Source organism: Bradyrhizobium sp. USDA 4353 (genome assembly GCF_054063215.1).
In genome coordinates this window covers 2,479,686-2,503,581 of record NZ_JBSSGB010000001.1, presented here as the reverse complement: position 1 = coordinate 2,503,581, position 23,896 = coordinate 2,479,686, and the positions used below count along the sequence as shown (strand labels likewise).

The following is a 23,896-nucleotide window of genomic DNA, read 5'->3' as shown; positions in this document are numbered from 1 at the left end:
GCAGCCGCGGGGTCAACCCATCCGAAAGACTGGCTGCGGCGCATGGCGCGGCTGCTCGGGGGCCGCACCGGGGCGCCGCGCCATCAAGCCGGGCGGCTCATTGGAAGGTCATCTCGACGCATTTGGAGATGTCGGAGCCGAGGCCCGAGGAGATCGTGATGCAGCCGCGCAGCTTCTGCTGAGTGGTGTCCGCCACCCAGATCGAATAGCCGCCATTGCCGAAGAAGGAATTGGTGTTCGCCGGCTCGGTCTCGGTGGCGTCGAACTCGTATTTCGACTCGGTGTCGAACACGCGCGGCTTCCGGGTGCAGCTACCATCCGTCTGGACGTTCAGGACCTCCTTGTTGTCCCGGGTCAGCGACAGCGACACCTGGCAGCGGAAATACTCCGACGTCTTCGCGTTGAAGAGATAGGCGTAGGACTTGCAGACGGCGGTGTTGAGCTTGCCGGCGGACAGGCCACGGCTGCAGGCGATGCGCTGGTTGTTGGACAACTTGAAGTCGTCGGCCCGGGCGGCGGACGCCAGCATCACCAGCGACAGCGCCGCACCCCAACCGAACTTCGTGACGAGGCTCATCCGAATCATCCCCAAATCGTTTTGTTGGCATTTGTTTCTAAACCACGCTGCAGGATAATCGCGAGATCGGCGAATGGAAATTCCGTCGGGCGCCCCCGCGCGCTGACGGCGTTGACCTCGCAATCACGTTCGTGATTTGTTCAAGATAATTGGGAAGTGGAGGAGGATATGACGAGCCCGGTTCTAAAAGCCCTGATGACCCTGGGAGCGCTGTGCGCACTGGCAGGCGCAGCCCGCGCGGCGCCGCCCGAGCCGTGGGATCTCAAGCCCGACATGGGCTACGCCTATGGCAAGGACGGCAAGACGCTGGCCTACAAGATGGGCACCAAGAACGCCGATATGCTGCTGAAGGGCGCCAAGAAGGTGCCGAAGGGCACGCTGTTCTTTATCGGCCAGAACGGCCAGCTCTATATGCGCACGGCGCCGTATCTCGAAGGCGACGGCAGCTTCTCGTTCGGCGCCGACGAGTGAGTTCGCCAACCTGATGCAGCACGAGCGCGCCACATCAACGGCGTCGTCCCGGCCTCCGAGCCGGGACCCATAGCCACCGCCCTCAGTTAGTGAGCACGCTGGAGCCCCGTTCGCCGCAATCACGACGCCCTGTGGTTATGGGTCCCGGCGTTCGCCGGGACGACGGCTGTGGATGTGGCGCGAGCGCGCTCTCACCCACTCAAGCGAGGGTCCGCCGCTCAGAACGCGGCCGCCAGCTCCTTGGCGCCGGGCAGGCTGCTGAGCGAGTCCATCCTGGAATCGGTCACCGCGAGCAGCTTGGCTACAGTGTTGTGGCGGACGGCGACGGGATTGCGCTCATAGCCGCCGCGCTGGAAGAAGTTGGCGGTCGGGACCTGGTCGCGCATCTCCTGCGGCATCGTCACCATGTCGAAGCCGGTGCCGTCGCCGGTCAGGTTCATCATCTCGAGCTCGGCGGCCGACAGCGGCCTTGTGTAGCCCTTGGCGCGCGCGAACAGCACGGACGTCAGCAGCTTGTGGGTCTGCAGCATCGGCCCGACATCGATGTCGAGCACCATCGCATGCATCGCCCAGCCCTGCTCGGTCTTGCCGATCTTCTCATGCGCCGACCATTCGTCCGGCACCGACCGCGCGATCGCGACCATCTTCTTCAAGACGGCGAGCTTGTGCTCCATCGCGCCGCGCGACGGACCCGAGGTCTGCGCCACGCGTTCGCCGAGCAGGCGGATGAACAACGGCCCCTGCTCCGCGAGCAGCTCGACCGTGTTGGTCGTGAGCAGCTGATTGTAGCCGATCGCGGTCGAGATCGCGCGATTGCCCTTGAAGCCGGATTGCGAGTCGTGGCGACCGTTGCCGCCGGTCTCGAAGGAATAGACGCGGACCGCCTGCTCGCGGGTGAGTCCCGAGGCCGCGGCGAAGCGGGCATAAGCGCGCTTGAAATCTAAGTCGTTGGTCGGCCGCTGCGGCGACCATTGGAAATGCTCCTGCGCCGCCTTCAGGAGATCGGCCACGACAGGAATGTATTTGCGCTCGCGCGGCTCGCCCTCCGGCTCCGGCTCGGGATTCACCGGGCGCTTCGGCCCGGTGTAGACCGGCGGCTGCTCCAGCACGTAATCGTCGAGCCCGATCGGCTGACGGTCGCGGCGCTTGGCATTGCGGATGCGACGCTTGTCGGAAATCGCCTTCCAATAGGCGCCGGCCTCCTGATCGAACTCCGCCCGCGCCTGCTGGTATTCGGCGAGCTTACGCTGGTACTCGGCAATGGCGGCCGGCGAGGCCATCTGCGCAAAGGCATCGCGAGCGGCGGGACCGGGTTCCCCGGCCAGCAAAGGCGGTGCGCCCGCGACGACGCAGGCGAGAATTACGGCAAGCTTGCGAATCGGCTGATGCAGCATGCCGCTCTTGTAGCCGAAACAGTGGTTACTTCCAGGCAAACACCGGCTGTTCCAGCTCGTGGACGCGGGTGTCGCGGCCGGCCAGCACCTCGCGGAACTGATAGATCAAGGCGGCCGTTGGCGCATGGATCAGGCCCTCGCGGGCATGAAAGCGGATCACGCGGCGCGTGCTCTCCGGGATCGCGGTGAAATCGAACGCATCATCCGCAGTGATGGAATCGAGTCCGATCCGATGGACCGAGGCGACCTCGTCCGGATTGGGCCGCAGCGTGCGGCCATTCGCCGCCCAGACGACGACGGGGGTAATCAGATAGCCGGAGCGCGTCGGGTAATCGTCGAGCAGGCCGAGCACGGCGTCGGCTGCGAGCATCAGCCCGAGCTCTTCGTCCAACTCGCGCAGGGCACCCTCGACCGCCGTCTCGCCAGCGTCGCAGCGCCCGCCCGGCAGCGCCCACTGGCCGCCATGGCTGCGGAGGCCGGATGCCCGCAGGGTCAGCAGCAGCGTGGTGGCGCCGGTGACATCATGCGGGGCCAGCGCGATCGCGACGGCGGCGCGCTTCAGCGTTGGCGTCTCCGCCATCGTGTCGAGCCGCGCGAAGCCCGCGCAGCAGGTCGCGATTTTCCGTCGTGTGGCATCGTCGAACGGCATGGCCATGCCAGCTTGACTACACCAGCCCCGCAGCGGATGAAACGATCACGTGCCGGCCTGCGGCATCGACCGAGGGGGTATCCGACATGACCAAATCAGCCGCGGCGAAGATGAAGTCGGACGGCTGGGAGATCGTCGACACCTCCGGCTTCCTGCATCTGATCGGCCCCTTGTGGCAGCGGGTCGTCAACGGCGTCCTTGAGTACGCTGTTGTCACCGAGGACAAGCACCACAATCGCCGCGGCCTGGTCCAGGGCGGCGTGATCATGACGCTCGCCGATCGGAGCTGTGGCATGACCGCCCGCTACGCCGCCGGCAAGGAGCACATGGCGACGATCCAGTTCGACACGCATTTCGTCGAAGCCGGCAAGATCGGCGAGACCCTGGTGTCGCGGCCACATGTGGTGCGGATCACCCGCAGCCTGGTGTTCATCACCACCGAGGTCACGGCCGCCGATCGCGTGATCGCAATGGCCTCCGGCGTGTTCAAGATCCTGAAGAGCGAGTGAGCCCCGGCTCTCTCCAGCGTCATTGCGAGGAGCCAACGGGTCCGCGCAAAGCGTGGCCCGATGACCGGCTCCGCGACGAGGCAATCCAGAGTCGCGCGTTCCGCCCTGGATTGCGTCGCTGCGCTCGCAATGGCGGGCTGAGCGAGCTATCCTGCCCACCCCGTCCGCGGGCGGTGATGGTTTGAAATGAGGCAAGAATGCAATATCGCCAGCTCGGCCGTTCCGGCCTGAAAGTGTCGCCGATCTGCTTGGGCACGATGATGTTCGGCGGCCCGACCGACGAGCCGACCTCGGGCCGCATTATCGCCAAAGCGCGCGATGCCGGCATCAACTTCATCGACACCGCCGATGCCTACAACAAGGGCGCCTCGGAAGAGGTCGTTGGCCGTGCGATCGCCCGGGAGCGCGACCGCTGGATCGTCGCGACCAAGCTTGCCAATCCGATGGGCGATGATCCGAACCGCGCCGGCCTGTCGCGGCGCTGGGTGCTGCAGGCAGCCGATGAAAGCCTGAAGCGGCTCGGCACCGGCCACATCGACATCTACTACCTGCACAAGGAGGACCACGCGACGCCGCTGGCGGAGACCGTGCGCGCGATGGGCGACCTCCTGCGCGCCGGCAAGATCCGCTATTTCGGTGTCTCCAACTACCGCGCCTGGCGCGTCGCCGAGATCTGCAATCTCTGCGACGGCATGGGCATCGACCGTCCCGTGGTCAGCCAACCCTATTACAACGCGATGAACCGCATGCCGGAGGTCGAGCATCTTCCGGCTTGCGGCTATTACGGCCTGGGCGTCGTGCCCTACAGCCCGCTGGCGCGCGGCGTGCTGACGGCGAAGTACAATCCAGATGCGCCGCCGGACAAGGAGACGCGCGCCGGCCGTAACGATACCAGGATGATGCAGACCGAGTGGCGGCCGGAATCGTTGAAGCTGGCGCAGGAGATCAAGCGCCACGCCGAGACCAAGGGCTTTACGCCCGGCCAGTTCGCCGTGTCATGGGTGCTGAACTCCGCCTTCATCAGCTCGGTGATCGCGGGGCCGCGCACCGAGGCGCAGTGGGACGACTACATCCGCGCGCTCGACTATCCCTTCGCCGCCGACGACGAGGCGCTGATCGACCGTCTCGTCGTCACCGGACACGCGTCGACGCCCGGCTACAACGATCCGGCCTATCCGATCGAAGGCCGCAGGCCACGGGTGGGCTGACATGGAGCAGGATCGCTACGGCCTGCAGCTCTCGACTGCGTCCGCTGACGCGGCGGCCGCTTATCGTGAGGGCATGGATCTGCTGCTCGCCTTCTGGCCCGGCGCAACGGATGCGTTCGAGCGGGCGATCATGCTCGATCCCGATTTCGCGCTGGCGCATGCCGCGCGGGCCCGGATCCATGCGATCTACATGCAGCGCGAAGCGGCGCTGCAGACGATCAAGCGCGCCCGCGATCTCGTCGCCAAGCGGGGTACGGAGCGCGAGCAGAGCCATATCGCGACGTTGGCGCTGGTCATCGAGGGCCGCGGCACCGAGGCGCTGAACGCGACCTTGGCCCATCTGGAGAGCTGGCCGCGCGATGCCATGATCATGGCGCTGCCGCTCGGCGCCTTTGGCCTGCTCGCCTTCTCCGGCCGGCGCGACCACGACGCCGCCCGGCGCGACCTCTGCGACCGCTTTGCCGCCGCCTATGGCGAGGATTGGTGGTTCCTGTCGAACCACGGCTGGGCGCTGACCGAGGCCGGTGACGTCGCGCAGGGCCGCGCGATCACCGAGCGCAGCTTCGCGCTGCGCCGGCACAACGCCTATGCCGTGCATGCGCTGCTGCACGCGATGTTCGAGGCCGGCGCCTATGAGGAGGCCGATGCGCTCGTCGACGACTGGATCGGCGGCTATGACCGCACCGGCATGCTGCACGGTCATATCTGCTGGCATCAGGCGCTGGGCGCGCTGGATCGCGGCGACGCCGCCAAGGCGCTCGCCGTCTACACCGACGTGCTGGTGCCGACGATGGACACGGCGCCGCCGCTCAATACGCTGTCTGATTGCGCCTCGCTGCTGTGGCGGCTGATGGCGGAGGACGACCCCCTGCCCGACGGGGCGTGGGCGGAATTTGCCGCCTATGCAAGCCCGCGTTTCACTGGCTCGACGCTTGCCTTCGTCGAGATGCACCTGATGATGATCGGCGCGGCCACCAAGGATACGGCGGCGCTCAAGGGACGTCTCGCCGCCATCGAGCGGCGACAGCTCGAGGCCAAGCTGCCGGCGGGACCCATCGTGCCGAATATGCTGCGCGCGCTACGGGCCTTCGCCGAAGAGAATTGGCGCTCTTGCGCGCGCGAGCTTGCGCCCGTGATCGGCGATCTCGCCCGCATCGGCGGCAGCCACGCCCAGCGCGAGGTGATCGAGGACACCTACATCCTGGCCCTGATCCGGAGCGGCGATCTGGTCAAGGCACGCGAGCTGCTCGATGCCCGCCTGCACCGCCGCCCGTCCGCACGCGATACGCGCTGGCGGGCGTTGGCAGCGTCTGGGCCAGCTTAACCCTCCGTCTCCAAGCCGGTCGGCATCGGCACGTTCTCCGGCTGCAGCTTGAGGCCGGCGGCGAGCGCGACGGTCTCCAGCAGCGCGGCGAAATCCTTCTCCAGATAGGCGGCGGGATCGGATTGCAACGAGGCAGCGCCGACATGGGACTGCAGCGCCTCGCGGGTCGCCGCGGTCACTGGCATCGCGACGTCGAGCTGGCGTGCGGCAGACAGGCCGAGATCGAGGTCTTTGCGCAACAGCGTCGGCGTGAAGGTCGTGGTCCAGTCGAGATTGACCAGCGCGTTGCTCTTGTACTTGGTGAAGGTCGAGCCCATCACGCTGGCGTTCATGAAGTCGAGGAAGGCATGCCGTGGCACGCCGGCCTTCTGCGCCAGAATCGTAATCTCGGCGAGGTTCTGGATCACGACGCCGAGGAAGACGTTGTGCGCGATCTTGCAGATGCGCGCGAGCTCACCCTCGCCGACATAGGACACGCCGGAGACGGCGATCTTGGCGAGATATGGCGCGATGGCGTCGAACGCGGCTCTCGGGCCTGACACCACCGACGACAGCTTGCCGGCCTTGACGCATTTGCCGTTGCCCGAGACCGGCGCGCGCACGAACGCACAGTCGAGCTGCTTCAGCTTGGCGTCGATCGCCTCGGACTGCTCGACACCGATCGAGGAGCAATCGACCAGAATTTTCGGACGCGGACCCGCGCTCGACGCAACGAGGCCGTTGTCGCCGAAATAGACCTGCTCGAGATCCTTTCCGGTCGACACCATCGAAAACACGATGTCGCATCCTGCGAGGTCGCTTGGACGATCGACGATGACGCCGCCTTTCACCGCGAGCGGCTCGGCCTTGGCGCGCGTGCGGTTGAAGACTGACACCTTGTGGCCGGCCTTCAACAGGCGCTCCGCCATCGGATAGCCCATGCGCCCCATGCCGATCCAGCCGAGCGAATGCGTGGTGCTCATTATCGTCTCCTCGTCCTGCTGATCAAGGTATCCGTCATTGCGAGCGAAGCGAAGCAATCCAGAGTCCTTGCTCAGCCCCTGGATTGCTTCGCTTCGCTCGCAATGACGACAACACAAAGATCGCTATTGTTGTGATTCTTTCCACTCAGTAGCGGTTGGCAATCGGCAGCTCTTCAGCGGGGAACAGCGTGATCACCTGGCAGCCCTTGTCGGTCACCACGACCTCCTCCTCGATGCGCGCGGCGGAGAAGCCGTCGGTCGCCGGGCAGTAGGTCTCGAGCGCGAACACCATGCCGGTCTTGATCTCCATTGGATTGTCGAGCGAGACGAGCCGCGAGATGATCGGGCGCTCGTGCAGCGCGAGGCCGAGGCCATGGCCGAATTGCAGGCCGAACGCGGCCATCTCCGAGGGAAAGCCGAACTCCTCCGCGGCCGGCCACACCTTCGCGACGGTGTCGGTCGACACGCCCGGCTTGATCAGCGCGATCGCATTGTCCAGCCATTCGCGGCAGCGCTTGTAGGCATCGTGCTGCGCCGGCGTCGCGCGGCCGACATTGAAGGTGCGGTAATAGCAGGTGCGGTAGCCCTGATAGGACTGCAGGATGTCGAAGAACGCCTGATCGCCCGGACGCAGGATACGGTCGGTGAAATTATGCGGATGCGGATTGCAGCGCTCGCCGGAGATGGCGTTGATCGCCTCGACGTCGTCGGAGCCCATCTCGTAGAGCATCTTGTTGGCGAGCGCGACGATGTCGTTCTCGCGCACGCCGGGCTTCAGGTTCTCGTAGATCGAATGATAGACGCCGTCGACCATCGCCGCAGCCTGGTTGAGCAGCATGATCTCGTCGATGTTCTTGATCTCGCGCGCGTCCAGCATCACCTGCTGGCCGTCGACGACCTTCATGCCGGCCTTCTGCAATTCGAAGAACATCGCGGTCTCCGCGAGGTCGACGCCGACGGGCATGTCGGCGACGCCGGCCGCGCGCAGCAGACTCATCACCTCCTCGGCATGCGCCTTCATCAGCCCGACCGCCGGCGGCACGGTACCGCGCATGCCGAGCATGCCGGCGCGGCAGTTCTCCGGCGCCAGCCAATCGCAGAAGATGCGATGGTGGACGGCGGCGGAGCCGAAGTCCCACACGATCGGCTCGCCGTCGCCGGCGAGCAGCGCGAAGCGGCAAAGCTTGTCGCGCTCCCACTCGCCGATCTTGGTGCCGGAGACGTATCGGATGTTGTTGACGTCGAACAGCAGCAGCGCGCCACAGCCGGAGTTTTTCAGGGCCTGGCGCGTCCGCGCGAGCCGGTATCGCCTGAGACGATCGAAATCGACGCGGCGCTCGAAATCCACCGAGACATGGCCGTGCGAGGGGATCGCCCGGCTCCAGCGCCAATGCGGATCGAGATGCTCCGGGCTGACCAGATGTGGCTTCAGCGCGCTCGCTGTCATGTGGACGTTTCCCATTGTATTATTGCAATCGATTGCATTAGCCGATTTATTGCATGCACGTTAAGGGTGTCAAGGTAAGACTAAGGTGGAAACGTTGCTGCGCCGCGAGATCGGAGGCTGAACATGAAGGGCACATTGCGACCGGCGAGAGGCGCGCGGGTGATTGCGTCCGCGCGTCCGACGATCAAGGACGTGGCCGCCCGCTGCGGCGTGCATCCCTCGACGGTGTCACGCGCGCTCAGCCCCGCGATGAAGCATCTGGTCGCGACCGATGTCGCCGACCGCATCCAGGCCGCGGCCAACGCGATCGGCTATCGACTCAACATGGCGGCGAAGGGCTTGCGCACCGGGCGTAGCGGCCTGATCGGCGTACTGGCGCCTGACATCGCCGACCCCGGCTTTCCGCCGGTGCTCTCCGGCATCGCCGATCATCTCAATGCCGAGGGCTATGCGACCATCGTCGTGGATGTCGGTAGCAACGGCTCGGAGCAGGATCTCGTCGATCGCCTGATCGCGCGCGGAGTCGATGGCCTGGTGCTGGCGACGGTGAGCTTGCGCGATGATGTCGTGAAGCACTGCCTCGATGCGGCGCTGCCGGTCGTGCTCGTCAACCGTGTCGATGCCGCGGGGTTGCTGCCATCGGCCGCCAGTGATGACGCCGCCGGCATGCGCCTCGCCGTCGAACATCTCGTGGCGCTCGGCCACCAGCGCATCGGCCATGTCGCGGGTCCGCAGGAGATCTCGACCGGCACGCGGCGCCGCGAGGGTTTCGAGGCCAGCGCCAGGGATGCCGGCCTGCCCGCACGTCACACGCCCGTCGAGATCGCCGAGACCTACACGCGCGCGGCCGGACGTGAGGCGGCGCTGCGCCTGCTCGCTCGCCGCACCCGACCGACGGCGATCGTTGCCGCCAACGATCTGCTGGCGCTCGGCGTCTATGACGCACTCGCCGAGCGCGGCCTTGCCTGCCCCGGCGATGTCTCCGTGGTCGGCCACAACGACATGCCGTTCGTCGACCTGGTCTCGCCGCCGCTCACCACGGTGCGGATCGCCCAGCGCGACATGGGCGCATCAGCGGCGCGGCTGCTGCTCGCGCGCATTGCCGACCGCGAGGCCGTGGACGAGCACGTCGTGCTCGCCCCCCAGCTCATCATCCGCGGCTCGACGGCGCAGCCGCGACGCTGATCAGTGCGATGAGGCGCGCGCGATCACCTGGCCCGCTCGCGCGTTCTGGTGCGCGCCCTGCCACCAGGTCAGCGCGCCGTTGACGATGACGGCCTCGATTCCGGCAGCGGGCACGCAGGGATCGTCATAGGTTGCGCTGTCGCGCACGCTGGCCGCATCGAAGATGGTGATGTCGGCATGGTTGCCGACGGCCAACGTGCCGCGGCCTTTGATGCCAAAGTTCTGCGCCGTGAGGCCGCTCATCTTCCACACCGCGGTTTCCAGCGAGAACAGCTCGAGCTCGCGGCAGTAATAGCCGAGCACGCGCGGGAAGGTACCCCAGAGCCGCGGATGCGGCCGCTCCCCGAACGGCAGACCGTCGGAGCCGATCATGGTCGGCTCGAAGGACAGGATGGTCCGCACGTCGGCCTCGTCCATCGAGAAGTAGATGGCGGAAGCCGGCTGCAGCCGCTTCGCGGCTTCGAGCCGGTCGACGCCCCATTCGGCGGCGATGTCGGCGAGATCACGGCCCGCGACTTCCGGATGTGGACCTGACGCGGCGACGACGACCTTGACCTGAAGCTTGGCGGGATCGGTGTGCAGCATCGTCGAGGACGCATTGTAGGGATAGCAGTCGAGCGCCACGCATTGGCAGCTCATCGCCTTGCTGATCAGCGGCAGCGTCTGCTTCGTCCGGCCGAAATTCGCCGGGCCCACCACCTTGTGGTGGGAGATCACGACCTGGACGTCGAGCGCCTTGCCGATGGCAAAGCTCTCCTCCAGCGACTTGACCACGTCGTCGGCCTCGTTGCGCATATGCGTCGCATAGACGCCGCCGCTGCCGGAGAGCGGCCGGCAGACCTCGATGATCTCCTCGGTCGACGCCGCCTCGGCCGGCGGATAGAACGTCCCGGTCGAGACGCCGATGGCGCCGGCGTCCAGCGCCTCCTGCACGTAGGCGCGCATCTCCGCGACCTCCGACTCGGTCGCCGCGCGGCCGAGATCGCTCACGACGGATGCGCGCAGCGAGGTGTGGCCGGCCATCGGCGCGACGTTCACGGCCGATGGCGCCGCGCGCAGGGCGGCAACGTAGTCCGCGAACGACGCATACTCCGCAACGCGCCCATCGCCCGGCGACAGCAGGCCGAGCGGCATCGGCCGCGGCGAGCCCGGCTTCAGCGGCGCGATGCTGACGCCGCAATTGCCTGTGACGACGGACGTAACGCCCTGCGACACCTTGCAGGTCATCCCGGGATCGACCAGCACCGCGCTGTCGTCATGGGTGTGGGCATCGATGAAGCCCGGCGCGACGATGCGGCCGGCGGCGTCGATCACGCGCTGCGCCTCGCCAGCGACCTCGCCGATGACGACGATGCGACCGTCCTTGATGCCGATATCCGCCGCGTAGCGCGGCGCGCGCGTGCCGTCGATGACGGTGCCGCCGCGAATGATCAGATCGAAGGACGTCGGATGATTGGTCATGAGCTAGGTCTCGCTGGAACTGCAGAACTATCCAGGAGCCGCGTCGGCGCGTCCAGCGTCATCCGCATGTCATGCGCGCCGGGCTGGGCTGCGCTTCAATTAGCCCGGTCTCATTTTACGAGACACAGGATCGTGAGACGGATCGCGTCCGGCCTTGATACGCCTCAACGGCGCGCAACCTGGCTTGCGCCACTCTCTCTCCAGCAACCCTGGCGGAGAAGCAATCATGAAAGCCCTGGTCTATCACGGTCCCGGTCAGAAATCCCTCGACGAGCGCCCGAAGCCTGCGATCCTCGAACCCGGCGATGCCGTGGTCAAAATCCTGAAGACCACGATCTGCGGCACCGATCTTCACATCCTCAAAGGCGACGTGCCGACCTGCACGCCAGGCCGCATCCTCGGGCATGAGGGCGTCGGCGTGGTCGATGCCGTCGGCAGCGCCGTCCGCGCGTTCAAGCCGGGCGATCACGTCATCATCTCCTGCATCTCGGCGTGCGGCACCTGCGACTATTGCCGCCGCGGCATGTACTCGCATTGCCGGCACGGCGGCTGGATCCTCGGCCACAAGATCGACGGCACCCAGGCGGAGTACGTGCGCACGCCGCATGCCGACACCAGCCTCTATCACGTGCCCGCCGGCACCGAGGAGGAGGCGCTGGTGATGCTGAGCGACATCCTGCCGACCGGCTTCGAATGCGGCGTGCTCAACGGCAAGGTCGAGCCGGGCTCGAGCGTGGCGATCGTCGGTGCCGGCCCGATCGGCCTGGCGTCGCTCTTGACCGCGCAGTTCTACTCGCCGGCCGAGATCATCATGATCGACCTCGACGACAACCGCCTGGAGGTCGCCGCCCGCTTCGGCGCGACCAGCGTCATCAACAACAGCGACGGCAAGGCCGTCGAGAAGGTCATGGCGCTGACTCAGGGGCGCGGCGTCGACACCGCGATCGAGGCGGTCGGCGTGCCCGCGACCTTCGTGACCTGCGAGGACATCATCGCCCCCGGCGGCATCATCGCCAATGTCGGCGTCCACGGCGTCAAGGCCGATTTGCATCTGGAGAAGCTGTGGGACCGCAACATCGCGATCACCACGCGCTTGGTCGACACTGTGACGACGCCGATGCTGCTGAAGACGGTGCAGTCCAAGAAGCTCGAGCCAAAGCGGCTGATCACGCACCGCTTCAAGCTGGACCAGATCCTCGATGCCTACGAGACCTTCGGCGCCGCTGCGAAAACGCATGCGCTGAAGGTGCTGATCGAGGCGTGAGATCTAGGCCTCGGTGTGTTGCGCTCCGATCGTTGCAGCTACTACTCCGGCGCGACGCGACATGGAACGCTTCCACATCGGCGGTGCGCTCCCTCTCCCCGTTCTTACGGGGAGAGGGTTGGGGTGAGGGGCAACCACACCCACCGACCGTGCGGAGAGTCCCCCTCACCCGGATTGCATCTTCGATGCAATCCGACCTCTCCCCGCGCGCGGGGAGAGGTAAGGAGCGAGCAAGCCGCGCGATGCTCGCATCAAAAGCAGCCGAGCGTCACCCTGCCGGCCGCCGCTGCGCGACGATCTGGCGGTACAGCTCGGCATAACGCCCGGCGCGGTGCCGCCATGACACGTCGGTCAGCATCGCGTTGAGCTGCATGCGGGTCCAGTTGGAGGCGTTGCTGCGGGCGGCGTAGAAGGCGGCGGCGGCGCGGCGCAGGGTCTGGTCGAGCGCTTCGGCGGTGACAGCAGCGCATCTGAAGCCGGTGGCGGCGACGCCGGCCTCGGTCTCGTCGATCACGGTGTCGGCGAGGCCACCCACGGCCGTGACGATCGGCAGCGCGCCGTAGCGCAGTGCGCAGAGCTGCGTCAGGCCGCACGGCTCGAACCGCGACGGCACGACCAGCGCATCGCAGCCGGCCTGGATGAGATGCGCGAGGCTCTCGTCATAGCCGATGAGGACACCGATCTGCCCAGGATGGCGCGCAGCGGCGGCGCGGAAAGCGTCGCGCAGATCGGCCTCGCCGTCACCGAGCAGCGCCAACTGGATGCCGGCGCTGGTCAGGGTCGGCAGACAGGACAGCAGCAGATCGAGCCCCTTCTGCGAGGTCAGCCGGCTGACGACGCCGAGCAGGAACGTCTCGGGCGACACGTGCAGGCCCATGCGGGTCTGCAGCGCGGCCTTGTTCGGCGCCCGCGCCTCGAGCTTCTCGATGCCGAAATGCGAGGGGATGGCGGGATCGCTGCCGGGGTCCCACACATGGGTGTCGATGCCGTTGAGGATGCCGACGAGATCCGAGGAGCGCTGGCGCAGCAGGCCGCCGAGGCCCATGCCGTGCTCGTCGCTCTGGATCTCCCTGGCATAGGTCGGCGACACCGTGGTGATCTTGTCGGCGAATTGCAGCCCGGCCTTCAGGAAGCTGATGTCGCCGTAATATTCGAGGCCGTAGATCGAGAACGATTCCGGCGGCAAACCGAGCGGCGGCAGGAAATGGCGCGGGAAGCGGCCCTGGAAGGCCAGGTTATGCACGGTGATGACCGTGCCGGGATGCGGCCGATGGCTATACAGCAGATAGGCAGGGATGAGCCCGGCCTGCCAATCGTGGCCGTGAACGACATCCGGGACGAAGCTCGGCACTGCGCCCAAGCCGACATAGGACGCCGCGCGCGCGAGCGCGGCGAAGCGGAACGGGTTGTCCGGCCAGTCCTTGCCGTCCGGCCCGAGATAGGGATTGCCCTCGCGATCATACAGATGCGGCGCATCGAGCACGAACAGGTCGAGCGCGCCATGGCTGCCGCCGAGCAGCCGCGCATTGCCGCCGAAGAAGTTCGGCAGCGAGCTGATCTCCTTGGCGTGCTCGAGCGCCTTCATCACGGCGGGATAGCCGGGGATCAAGGTGCGGACCTCGATCTCCTCCGCCATCAGCGCCCATGGCAGCGCGCCGGCGACATCGGCAAGGCCGCCGGTCTTGACGATGGGATAGACCTCGGACGCAACCGACAGAACGCGCAGTAGCGTCATGAATTGAGCCCGTCGATCATCGGCTGGGTGATCAAGGTGACGCCGTTCTCGGTCGTCCGGAAGCGCTTGGCGTCGAACTCCGGATCCTCGCCGACAACAAGCCCTTCGGGAATCTGCACGCCGCGGTCGACCACGACGTTCGTCAGCCGCGCGTGCCGGGCGACGTTCACGTAGGGCAGCAGCACGGCATTGTGCACCTTGGAATAGGAATGCAGATGCGCGCCGGTGAACAGCAGCGAGCGTTGCACGGAGGCGCCGGAGACGATGCAGCCGCCGGAGACCAGCGAGCACACCGCCTCGCCGCGGCGGCCGTCCTCGGCATGAACGAACTTCGCCGGCGGCGTGATCTCCGAATAGGTCCAGATCGGCCACGCCTGATCGTACAGATCGAGCTCAGGGGTCACATCGGTCAGATCCAGATTGGCGGCCCAGTAGGCGTCGACGGTGCCGACATCGCGCCAATAGCTGCGCGTATCATGCTCGGTGCGGACGCAGGAGCGGGTGAACTGGTGCGCCACAGCGCGGCCGTTCTTGACGATATAGGGGATGATGTCGCGGCCGAAATCGTGGTTCGAGTTCGGGTCGGCGGCGTCGCGCTTCAGCTCGTCATACAGGAACTTGGCGTCGAATACGTAGATGCCCATGCTGGCGAGCGATTTGTCCGGCTTGCCGGGAATCGGCGGCGGATCGGCCGGCTTCTCGATGAAGTCGCGGATCGTCTCGTCCTCATTGATGTGGATGATGCCGAAGCCTGAGGATTCCGCGCGCGGCGTCTCCAGGCAACCGACGGTGACGTCGGCGCGCTGGTCGACGTGCTGCTGCAGCATCAGCTCGTAATCCATTTTGTAGATATGGTCGCCGGCGAGCACGACGATGTATTTCGAGTTGTAGCTCTCGAGGATGTCGATGTTCTGATACACGGCGTCGGCCGTTCCGACGTACCACATCGTCTCGGAGACACGCTGGCTGGCGGGCAGAATGTCAAAGCTCTCGTTGCGCTCGGGGCGGAAGAAGTTCCAGCCGTTCTGCAGATGCCGGATCAGGCTGTGCGCCTTGTACTGCGTGGCCACGGCGATGCGGCGGATGCCGGAATTGACGGCGTTCGACAGCGCGAAATCGATGATCCGCGACTTGCCGCCGAAATAGACCGCGGGCTTGGCGCGCCGGTCCGTCAGCTCCAGCAGGCGGCTGCCACGTCCGCCCGCCAGCACGAAGGCCAGCGCGTGACGGGACAGCGGTTCGGTCCTGGCGGCTGGTGCCATATGTCTCCTCCCTGCAACTCGTTGGCGCGTCACGATTTCGCGGGACCGTGCCGGCCGCCGCGAGGTCTCGCGTCGGCTTCCGGTCCTCTCATATGACGGGGAAATAGCCAACCAGTTCCCAATGCGGAGCGCAATGGGGTGCTTCAGCCCAGGCGATCCCAGGTTGCAGCCATCTCGCTCCAGCGCGGCGGGTCGGCGCCCTCGCGCGTGCAGGTGACGGCGGCACACGCGCCGGCAAAGGCGAGCACCTTGCGCAGCTCGGCTTCGCTCAGGCCCTTGAGCGCCTCCCGGCCGATCCGGCCGAGCTTGCGCAACGCGAACAGCATCGCGGCCTGGAAGGTGTCGCCGGCGCCGATCGTATCGACGACATTCACCTTGGGGACCGCAACCTCCACCGCACCCGCTTCGGCGTGCCAGCCGAGCGCGCCCTGCGGTCCGCGGGTGATGACGACAAGGCTCGTGCCACCCGCCAGCAGCGCCGCGGCGCGTGTCGCATAATCGTCATGGCCGTGCAGATAGTCGAAGTCCACATCCGACATCTTGATCAGGTCGGCGCGTGCGGCAAATTCGTCCATGCCGACGACATAGGCCGCCTTGTCGGTCACGAGGTTCGGCCGGCAGTTCGGGTCGAACGAGATCGTCACGGCGCCTTGCGTCGCCGCGATCATGGCGCGGGTCTGCCGGGCGCCCTGGTCATGGATCAACGTGGTCGAGCCGACATGGATGGCGTCGATCTCGGCAAAAGGAATGCTGCCCGGCCGGAACATCCATTTCCGCGCGGCGGTCTCAGCGTCGTAGAACGCGTATTGCGCCTCGTTGCCGACGTGACGGACGAAGGCGAGCGTGGTCTGGTCGGAGCTGCGGGTGGCATAGCGGAGGTCAACGTCGGAGCCTTCGGCATGCGCGGCAATCATGGTGCCGAACAGGTCGGTCGAGATGCCGCCGACGAAGCCGGTTGGCGCGCCCAGCCGCGCCAGCCCGACCGCGACGTTCAGGCAGGATCCGCCGACCACCGGCCGCAGCACATCCCGTCCATCGGCCGATTTCGCAGGAACGAAATCGATCAGCGCATCGCCACAGCTCAGGATCATGGTCAGCCCTCCCCTATCGGCCCTCGTGTGAGCACGCGTCCGCGCGGCGACGGGACTCCACCTCGCCCCGCTTGCGGGGAGAGGTCGGATTGCATCGAAAGATGCAATCCGGGTGAGGGGGACTCTCCACGCACCGCGCTCGTGGAGAGTCCCCCTCACCCCAACCCTCTCCCCGCAAGCGGGGCGAGGGAGCGCACCGTCCCTGCCTTCAAGAGCCTGGATCCGATGTCAAGACGCGTGCTCGCGCCCGCCATCGGCACCGTGCATCACGGAACGGCTGTCGCGATCAAGCGTCCGCAACAGGCCGTGGATGCGGCGCTTGCGACGATGGAAGTCGGCAATCCCCGGCTCGGTCGGATCGCTGAGACGGCCGAGCGTGGACATCGAGCTCATCGTCTCGCCGATCGAGCGGAAGGCGCCGCTGGCGACGGCGCCGAGCATGGCCGCGCCAAGCAGCACCGGCTCCTGCGTGCCGGGCAAGGCGACCGTGAGCCCAGTGGTGTCGGCCATGATCTGGCGCACCAACGGGCTGCGCGAAGCCCCGCCCGCCATCACCAGCGTCCGGCTCGCGACGCCATTGGCGGCAAAGGCGTCGATCACGTCGGCCAGCCCATAGGCGAGGCCGCACAGTCCCGCGACGAACAGCCGCTCCATGGCGCCAATGTCGGTGTCGAGATCGAGACCGGCGATCACGGCGCGCGAATCCGGGTCGGCATAGGGCGAGCGGTTGCCGAGAAACTCGGGAAGAATGTGGATGTCGCGCGCCAGCAGCGCGGCCGCACCGACGCTCGGCGAGCGAGCCATGATTCGCTTCTCCAGGAAGCTGATCAGGTCGAGCCCTTCGGCGCGCGCCGCGGCGGTGGCTTCGGCCGCCGCCGGATGCGAGCGCAGCAGATGATCGATCGCCGCGCCCGCCGCGGACTGGCCGCCCTCGTTCAGCCAAAAGCCAGGCACCATGCCCTGATAGTAAGGGCCCCACACACCAGGCACGAAGGACGGCGCGCGCGTCGTCGCCATGATGCAGGCCGAGGTTCCCATGATGTAGGCGAGCCGCTCGCAGACATCGACCTCGCCGCCGTCAGCCGCCCGCCCGCCGATCGCGCCGATGCCGCCGGCATGGGCGTCGATCAGCGCCGCGCCGACCGGCGTGCCGGTGAGGAGGCCGAGCTCCGCCGCAGCCTGCGCCGACAGCCCGCGGCCGAGCGCCGTGCCGGGCGCGACGATCTCAGTACCGATGCGCGCGTAGTCCTCGGTGACGAACTCCTCCAGCCCGATGCGGCGGAAGTAGTCCGCGCTCCAGCGCGTCTCATGCGCGAGGTAATTCCACTTGCAGGTGACCGTGCACATCGAGCGCGCCTTCGAGCCGGTCGCGCGCCAGGTGAGGAAATCGGCGAGATCGAAGAATTGCCCGGCCGCGTCGAAGCTCATACGCAGATGCCGCTTCAGCCAGAGCAGCTTCGGCATCTCCATTTCCGGCGAGATCGAGCCGCCGACATAGCGCAGCACCTCGTCGCCGGTCGCATTGATGTCGCGCGCCTCGACGAGCGCGCGGTGATCCATCCAGACGATGACGTTGCGGGCCGGATCGCCGGAGCCGCTGACGGTGACCGGCTCGCCCTTGGGATCGAGCACCACGAGCGAGCAGGTCGCGTCGAAGCCGATGCCCTTGATCAGCTCCGGCGCGATGGCCGCTTCCGCGAGCGCTGCTTTGACCGACGCGCAGCAGGCGCGCCAGATGTCGTCGGAGGATTGCTCGACGACATCGCCGGCGTCATGCCAGGTCTGGATCGGATGCCGCGCCGCAGCGAGCAGGCGGCCGGTCTCGTCGAAAATCCCAGCACGCGTGCTGCTCGTGCCGACATCGACACCGACAAAGGCACCTCCGACCAAGGCCTGGCCCATGTTTCGCTCCCGTCAATTTTGACGCGAGCTTACCAGCAAGTGTAGCCGCCATCGACTACGACGACGCTGCCGGTCATCAAACTTGCCGCCTCCGAGGCGAGGAACAGCACCACCGAGGCGATCTCCTCGACCTGCCCCATGCGCGCCATCGGGGTTCCACCGATCCACGCGTCGTACATCCGCGGATTGCTCTTCACGAAGGCATTCAGCGGCGTCTCGATATAGGTCGGCGCGACCGCGTTGACACGGATGCCGCGCGCGCCCCATTCGGCGGCCAGCGACTTGGTGAGATGGTGCACCGCGGCCTTGGAGGCGTTGTAGAACGACTGCTCCTGCGGCTTGTTGACGATGAAGCCGGACATCGAGCCGATGTTGACGATGGTGCCGCTCTTGGCCGCCAGCATGTGCTTGCCGAAGGCGCGGCAGCACCAGAAGGTGCCGTTGAGATTGACGTCGAGCACGTTGAGCCAGTGCTCATCGGTGACGGTCTCGGCCGGCGTCTCGCTGCGCGCGATGCCGGCATTGTTGACGAGGATGTCGACCTTGCCGTGGCGCGCGACGAGATCGTCGGCGATCTCTGTCACCTGCGCCGAATTGGTGACGTCCATCTGCGCGGTCTCGGTGGTGAAGCCCTTGGCCTTCATCGCGGCCTGCGCGTCCGCCGCCGCCTTGGCATCGCGATCGGCGATCACGACATGCGCGCCCGCCTCCGCCAGCGCCTCGACACAGGCAAGGCCAATGCCCTGCGCACCGCCGGTGATCAGCGCGGTCTTGCCGTTGAGCTTGAATTTTTCCAGATACATCGTCGTCGTCCGTGGTTGTCGTTGACGCCCGGAGGGGACGTCACCTCTCATGCGAAAATGGAGTTGCCGCTCTCGTCGAAGCGGTAGATGCGGTTCGGCTCTGGCCTGAGCGTCACGGCATCGCCGGCGCTGAGCCGCTTCTCGCCGACGCAGCGCACCGTCAACGTGCCCAGCGCGCCGGCGTCGACATAGAGGAACGTGTCGCTGCCGAGATGCTCGGCAATCAGCACCTTGCCGCGCCAGCCCTCGCCGCCGTCCTCGACGATGCCGATATGCTCGGGCCGCACGCCGATCGTGGTGGCGCCGCGCTGCGTGGCCTCTTCGCCGACGATGAAGTTCATCTTCGGCGAGCCGATGAAGCCGGCGACGAACAGATTCGCGGGCCGCTGGTACAGCTCGATCGGCGAGCCGTACTGCTCGATGCGGCCGGCGTTCAGCACCACGATCTTGTCGGCCATGGTCATGGCCTCGACCTGGTCGTGGGTGACGTAGATCGCGGTGGTGCCGAGCTGCTTCTGCAGCCGCGTCACCTCCAGTCGCATCTGCACGCGCAGCGCGGCGTCGAGGTTCGACAGGGGCTCGTCGAACAGGAACGCCTTGGGCTCGCGCACGATGGCGCGGCCGATGGCGACGCGCTGGCGCTGGCCGCCGGACAGCTCGCGCGGCTTGCGGTCGAGATAGGGCGTGAGATTCAACGTCGCCGCGGCCGCCTCGACCTTCTGGTTGATCTCGGCTTTCGGCAGGCCGGCCATCTTCAGGCCGAAGGCGATGTTGCCGCGCACGCTCATATGCGGATACAGCGCATAGGACTGGAACACCATCGACAGGCCGCGCTTGGCCGGCGGCACGTCGACGACGTTGTTGCCATCGATCAGGATGCGGCCGCCGGAGACATCCTCCAGCCCGGCGATCAGCCGCAGCAGCGTGGTCTTGCCGCAGCCGGAAGGACCGACGAACACCACGAAGGCGCCGTCGGGAATGTCGAGGTCGGCGCCCTTGATGATGTGGACCGGCCCAAACGATTTCTGCACACCTTCCAGCGTGATCCGTCCCATGATTCAGCCCCTCTATTACTTCACTGCGCCGAAGGTCAGCCCGCGCACGAGCTGCTTCTGGCTGAACCAGCCGATAATCAGGATCGGCGCGATGGCGAGCGTCGAGGCCGCTGACAGCCGCGCCCAGAACAGGCCCTCGGGACTCGAATAAGAGGCGATGAACGTCGTCAGCGGCGCCGCCTCCAGGGTCGACAGGTTCAAGGTCCAGAACGCCTCGTTCCAGGCCAGGATCAGATTGAGCAGCAAGGTCGAGGCGAGGCCTGGGATCGCCATCGGCGTCAGCACATAGATCAGCTCGCGCCCGATCGTGGCGCCGTCCATCCGCGCGGCTTCGAGGATGTCCTTGGGGATCTCCTTGAAGTAGGTGAACAGCATCCAGATCACGATCGGCAAATTGCCGAGACACAGGATGAAGACGAGCCCCGTGCGGGTATCGAGCAGGCCCATGTTCTTGTAGATCAAATAGATCGGGACGAGCACGCCGACCGGCGGCATCATCTTGGTCGAGAGCATCCAGAGCAGGATGTCCTTGGTGCGCTTGGTCGGGGAGAACGCCATCGACCACGCCGCGGGAATCGCGATCAGCATCGCGATCAGGGTCGAGCCGCCGGCTATGATCAGCGAGTTCATTGCATGATGCAGATAGTCGCTGCGCTCCTGGACGGTGACGTAGTTCTCGGTGGTCCAGTGGAAGAACAGGAACGAGGGCGGCGTCGCGAACGCCTCCAACTCGGTCTTGAAGCTCGCCAGCACCATCCACAGGATCGGGAAGAAGATCACGAAGCCGGCGAGCCAGGCGCCGAGCGTTGAGATCACGACATGACGTCCGGTGACCTTGCGCGCCATGTCAGGCCTCCAGATTGCGGCCGACGATGCGGACCAGGAAGAAGGCGACGATATTGGCGATGACCACGGCGACGAGGCCGCCGGCCGAGGCCGTGCCGACGTCGAACTGGATCAGCGCCTGCGAATAAACGAGGAAGGCGATGTTGGTGGTCTGCAGCCCCGGCCCGCCGCCTGTCGTGACGAAGATCTCGGCGAACACCGTGAGCAGGAAGATCGTCTCGATCAGGATCACCACCGTGATTGGCCGCGCCAGATGCGGCAAGGTCAGGTAGATGAAGCGCGACAGCGCGCTGGCGCCGTCCATCTCGGCGGCCTCCTTCTGCTCCTCGTCGAGCGATTGCAGGGCGGTGAGCAGGATCAGCGTCGCGAACGGCAGCCATTGCCAGGCGACGATGAAGATGACGGCGAGCAGCGGCGCATCGGTGAACCAGTCGATCGGCTTGAGCCCGAGCGAGGTCGCGATCCACGCGAACAGGCCGGACACCGGGTGCATCAGCAGGTTCTTCCACACCAGCGCGCTCACGGTGGGCATCACGAAGAACGGCGCGATCACCATCAGGCGGATGAAGTTGCGGCCGATCACCGGCTGGTCGAGCAGGATGGCCAGGGGAATGCCGAGGCCGATGGTCAGCAGCAGCACCGAGCCGACCAGGACGAGGGTGTTCTGCAGCGAGGCGAGGAAGGCGGGATCGGTGAGGAAGTACTCGAAATTCTCCAGACCGACGAAGCTCTCGGAGCCGGGGTCGAGCAGGCTATATTGCAAGGTCGAGAAGTAGACCGTCAGCGCCAGCGGCACGATCATCCAGACGAACAGCAGGATCACCGCCGGCGACATCAGCGCCCGGGCGAGCAGTTGGGTTTGTCGGGTGGCCATTGCTGCCGTCCTCATTCACTCGATCAATATGTTCGTCATTGCGAGCGACGCGAAGCAATCCAGGGGCGTCGATGGGACCCTGGATTGCTTCGTCGCTTCGCTCCTCGCAATGACGAGGTGACAGCTCCCGGGCGGTGAAAAACAACTCTCACAGTGGTGCTCGAACGCGGTGCCGGTGATTGTGCCCTCTCCCCTTGCGGGAGAGGGCATGGAGGAAAGTGCGGCAAGCTCGGTTGGGTGAGGGGTCTCTCTCAACGAGCATCGCACGCGGAGAGAGACCCCTCACCCAACCGAGCACGTGGAGGGGCCGGTGATGCCCTCTCCCGCAAGGGGAGAGGGCGCATTAACTGGCACCGGCCTCGCGGCGGCGCCCAGCGGTGGGCACGCTGCGCTTTGCCCACCCTACGGAACTCAGATTCAACCGCAGAGAAAATGCGGCCATCCCTTGTGGGGAGGGATGGCCGCCAGTGATCAGCTCGGGAGGAGTTTCGTGTCGAGCTGATAACTTCAAGCGCCTATTTGAGGTAGCCGGCGCGCTTCATCTCGCGTTCGGTGGCGGACTGCGCAGCAGCGAGCGCCGCATCGACGGTCATCGATCCCGCGAGTGCGGCCGAGAACTGCTGGCCGACCGCGGTGCCGATGCCCTGGAATTCAGGGATGGCGGCGTATTGCACGCCGACATAGGGCACCGGCTTCACGGTCGGATGGCTGGGATCAGCCGCATCGATCGACGCAAGCGTGATCTTCGCGAACGGCGCGACCTTGAGATAGTCCTCGTTCTTGTAGAGCGAGGTGCGCGTGCCCGGCGGCACGTTGGCCCAGCCCTCCTTGGAGGCGACGAGCTGGGTGTAGTCCTTGCTGGTCGCCCAGGCGATGAACTTCTCTGCGGCGTCCGTCTTCTTCGAGCCGGCGGGGATCGCGAGATTCCAGGCCCACAGCCAGTTGGCGTTCTTGCCGAGGCCGGTGTTCGGCGCCAGCGCGAAGCCGACTTTGTCCGCGACCTTGGACTCCTTCGGATTGGTCACGAACGAAGCCGCCACCGTGGCGTCGATCCACATCGCGCATTTGCCGGAGTTGAACAGCGCGAGGTTCTCGTTGAAGCCGTTGGAGCTGGCGCCGGGAGGGCCGGCCTCCTTCATCAGGTCGACATAGATCGACAGCGTCTTCTTCCATTCCGGCGTGTTGAACTGCGGCTGCCATTTCTCATCGAACCAGCGCGCGCCGAACGAATTCGACATCGCGGTCAGGAACGCCATGTTCTCGCCCCAGCCGGCCTTGCCGCGCAGGCAGATGCCGAACGTGCCGGCCTGCTTGTCGGTGAGCTTCTTGGCGGCGTCGATCACGAACTCCCAGGTCGGGCTCTCCGGCATCTTCAACCCGGCCTTCTCGAACAGATCGGTGCGATACATCACCATCGAGCTCTCGCCGTAGAACGGCGCGGCGTACAGCTTGCCGTCGACGGAGACCGCGTCCTTGATCTTCGGCAGGATGTCGTTGGCGTCGTAATCGGCGCCGAGCTTGTCGAGCGGCACCAGCCAGTTCTTCTTGGCCCAGATCGGCACTTCGTAGGTGCCGATGGTGAGGATGTCGAACTGGCCGCCCTTGGTGGCGATGTCGGTGGTGACGCGCTGGCGCAGCACGTTCTCTTCCAGGGTCACCCACTTCACCTGGATGTCGGGATTGGCCTTGGTGAATTCGCCGGTCAGGCCCTGCATCCTGATCATGTCGCCATTGTTGACGGTGGCGATGGTCAGGGTGGTCTCGGCCGAGGCGGGCAGCGTGGTCAGCAGCGTGGCGGCGCCCATTAGGGCGGCAAGCGTGCGCGTGCGAGTGAAGATGGTCTTCACGGTCTCCTCCCTTCCCGTGTCTTTTGAACA

The 23,896-nt window shown here is 66.1% G+C and carries 21 protein-coding genes; 6 read left to right on the top strand and 15 right to left on the bottom strand.

Annotation, left to right across the window (positions count from 1 at the left end):
* Window positions 1-97 precede the first annotated feature (97 nt).
* Window positions 98-577 (bottom strand): hypothetical protein, encoded by a 480-nt coding sequence (locus tag ACVILH_RS11175; protein WP_456712940.1) that lies wholly within the window; start codon window positions 575-577, stop codon window positions 98-100.
* A gap of 168 nt (window positions 578-745) precedes the next feature.
* On the opposite strand from ACVILH_RS11175, the gene ACVILH_RS11170 reads away from it, so the two are divergent.
* Window positions 746-1,048, top strand: coding sequence for a hypothetical protein (locus ACVILH_RS11170; RefSeq protein ID WP_456712939.1), 303 nt, complete (start codon window positions 746-748; stop codon window positions 1,046-1,048).
* Window positions 1,049-1,266: 218 nt separating this feature from the next.
* On the opposite strand, the gene ACVILH_RS11165 is transcribed toward ACVILH_RS11170, so the two are convergent.
* Both ACVILH_RS11165 and ACVILH_RS11160 read right to left on the bottom strand, forming a co-directional pair.
* Window positions 1,267-2,442 carry a hypothetical protein gene (locus tag ACVILH_RS11165; RefSeq protein ID WP_456712938.1) on the bottom strand — a complete coding sequence of 392 codons (1,176 nt, stop codon included), beginning with the start codon at window positions 2,440-2,442 and terminating at the stop codon, window positions 1,267-1,269.
* A 25-nt stretch (window positions 2,443-2,467) separates the two neighbouring features.
* Window positions 2,468-3,097: an NUDIX hydrolase gene (locus ACVILH_RS11160; RefSeq protein WP_456712937.1), complete on the bottom strand. Its 630-nt coding sequence runs from the start codon at window positions 3,095-3,097 to the stop codon at window positions 2,468-2,470.
* An 80-nt stretch (window positions 3,098-3,177) separates the two neighbouring features.
* Between ACVILH_RS11160 and ACVILH_RS11155 the strand changes: the two genes are divergently transcribed.
* From ACVILH_RS11155 to ACVILH_RS11145, 3 genes are all read left to right on the top strand, one after another.
* Window positions 3,178-3,600: a PaaI family thioesterase gene (locus ACVILH_RS11155; RefSeq protein WP_456712936.1), complete on the top strand. Its 423-nt coding sequence runs from the start codon at window positions 3,178-3,180 to the stop codon at window positions 3,598-3,600.
* Between the two features lie 197 nt (window positions 3,601-3,797).
* Window positions 3,798-4,808, top strand: coding sequence for an aldo/keto reductase (locus tag ACVILH_RS11150; protein ID WP_456712935.1), 1,011 nt, complete (start codon window positions 3,798-3,800; stop codon window positions 4,806-4,808).
* A gap of 1 nt (window position 4,809) precedes the next feature.
* Window positions 4,810-6,132 carry a tetratricopeptide repeat protein gene (locus ACVILH_RS11145; RefSeq protein ID WP_456712934.1) on the top strand — a complete coding sequence of 441 codons (1,323 nt, stop codon included), beginning with the start codon at window positions 4,810-4,812 and terminating at the stop codon, window positions 6,130-6,132.
* Here ACVILH_RS11145 and ACVILH_RS11140 read toward each other — a convergent pair.
* Together ACVILH_RS11140 and ACVILH_RS11135 are read right to left on the bottom strand one after the other, a co-directional pair.
* Window positions 6,129-7,094 carry an NAD(P)-dependent oxidoreductase gene (locus tag ACVILH_RS11140; RefSeq protein WP_456712933.1) on the bottom strand — a complete coding sequence of 322 codons (966 nt, stop codon included), beginning with the start codon at window positions 7,092-7,094 and terminating at the stop codon, window positions 6,129-6,131. The two genes, ACVILH_RS11145 and ACVILH_RS11140, sit on opposite strands and share 4 nt — an antisense overlap.
* Before the next feature lie 145 nt (window positions 7,095-7,239).
* Window positions 7,240-8,541 carry a M24 family metallopeptidase gene (locus ACVILH_RS11135; RefSeq protein WP_456712932.1) on the bottom strand — a complete coding sequence of 434 codons (1,302 nt, stop codon included), beginning with the start codon at window positions 8,539-8,541 and terminating at the stop codon, window positions 7,240-7,242.
* A gap of 123 nt (window positions 8,542-8,664) precedes the next feature.
* Between ACVILH_RS11135 and ACVILH_RS11130 the strand changes: the two genes are divergently transcribed.
* Window positions 8,665-9,726 (top strand): LacI family DNA-binding transcriptional regulator, encoded by a 1,062-nt coding sequence (locus tag ACVILH_RS11130; RefSeq protein ID WP_456712931.1) that lies wholly within the window; start codon window positions 8,665-8,667, stop codon window positions 9,724-9,726.
* Here the strand turns inward: ACVILH_RS11130 and ACVILH_RS11125 are convergent, their stop codons facing one another.
* The gene (locus ACVILH_RS11125) at window positions 9,727-11,187 is read right to left on the bottom strand and encodes an N-acyl-D-amino-acid deacylase family protein (protein ID WP_456712930.1); all 1,461 of its coding nucleotides are present in this window, start codon (window positions 11,185-11,187) and stop codon (window positions 9,727-9,729) included.
* A 226-nt stretch (window positions 11,188-11,413) separates the two neighbouring features.
* On the opposite strand from ACVILH_RS11125, the gene ACVILH_RS11120 reads away from it, so the two are divergent.
* Window positions 11,414-12,451, top strand: a complete 1,038-nt coding sequence (locus ACVILH_RS11120; RefSeq protein ID WP_456712929.1) for a zinc-dependent alcohol dehydrogenase family protein — start codon at window positions 11,414-11,416, stop codon at window positions 12,449-12,451.
* 268 nt (window positions 12,452-12,719) lie between these two features.
* Here the strand turns inward: ACVILH_RS11120 and glgA are convergent, their stop codons facing one another.
* The 9 genes from glgA to ACVILH_RS11075 form a co-directional block, all read right to left on the bottom strand.
* The gene (glgA, locus tag ACVILH_RS11115; RefSeq protein WP_456712928.1) at window positions 12,720-14,186 is read right to left on the bottom strand and encodes a glycogen synthase GlgA; all 1,467 of its coding nucleotides are present in this window, start codon (window positions 14,184-14,186) and stop codon (window positions 12,720-12,722) included.
* Entirely contained in the window at window positions 14,183-15,448 is a 1,266-nt protein-coding gene (glgC, locus tag ACVILH_RS11110; RefSeq protein WP_456712927.1) for a glucose-1-phosphate adenylyltransferase, read from the bottom strand. Before glgC ends, glgA begins: the two co-directional genes overlap by 4 nt.
* Window positions 15,449-15,591: 143 nt before the next feature.
* The gene (locus ACVILH_RS11105; protein WP_456712926.1) at window positions 15,592-16,539 is read right to left on the bottom strand and encodes a carbohydrate kinase family protein; all 948 of its coding nucleotides are present in this window, start codon (window positions 16,537-16,539) and stop codon (window positions 15,592-15,594) included.
* A 228-nt stretch (window positions 16,540-16,767) separates the two neighbouring features.
* Complete coding sequence (locus ACVILH_RS11100) at window positions 16,768-18,441, bottom strand: FGGY-family carbohydrate kinase (RefSeq protein WP_456712925.1); 1,674 nt, start codon at window positions 18,439-18,441, stop codon at window positions 16,768-16,770.
* Between the two features lie 29 nt (window positions 18,442-18,470).
* Window positions 18,471-19,244, bottom strand: a complete 774-nt coding sequence (locus ACVILH_RS11095) for an SDR family NAD(P)-dependent oxidoreductase (RefSeq protein ID WP_456712924.1) — start codon at window positions 19,242-19,244, stop codon at window positions 18,471-18,473.
* Between the two features lie 47 nt (window positions 19,245-19,291).
* On the bottom strand, window positions 19,292-20,299 hold the full coding sequence (locus tag ACVILH_RS11090; RefSeq protein WP_456712923.1) for an ABC transporter ATP-binding protein: 1,008 nt from the start codon (window positions 20,297-20,299) through the stop codon (window positions 19,292-19,294).
* Window positions 20,300-20,314: 15 nt separating this feature from the next.
* Entirely contained in the window at window positions 20,315-21,145 is an 831-nt protein-coding gene (locus ACVILH_RS11085) for a carbohydrate ABC transporter permease (protein WP_456712922.1), read from the bottom strand.
* 1 nt (window position 21,146) lies between these two features.
* Window positions 21,147-22,019: a carbohydrate ABC transporter permease gene (locus ACVILH_RS11080; RefSeq protein ID WP_456712921.1), complete on the bottom strand. Its 873-nt coding sequence runs from the start codon at window positions 22,017-22,019 to the stop codon at window positions 21,147-21,149.
* Window positions 22,020-22,534: 515 nt separating this feature from the next.
* Window positions 22,535-23,824, bottom strand: coding sequence for an ABC transporter substrate-binding protein (locus ACVILH_RS11075; RefSeq protein WP_456716944.1), 1,290 nt, complete (start codon window positions 23,822-23,824; stop codon window positions 22,535-22,537).
* Window positions 23,825-23,896: the final 72 nt, after the last annotated feature.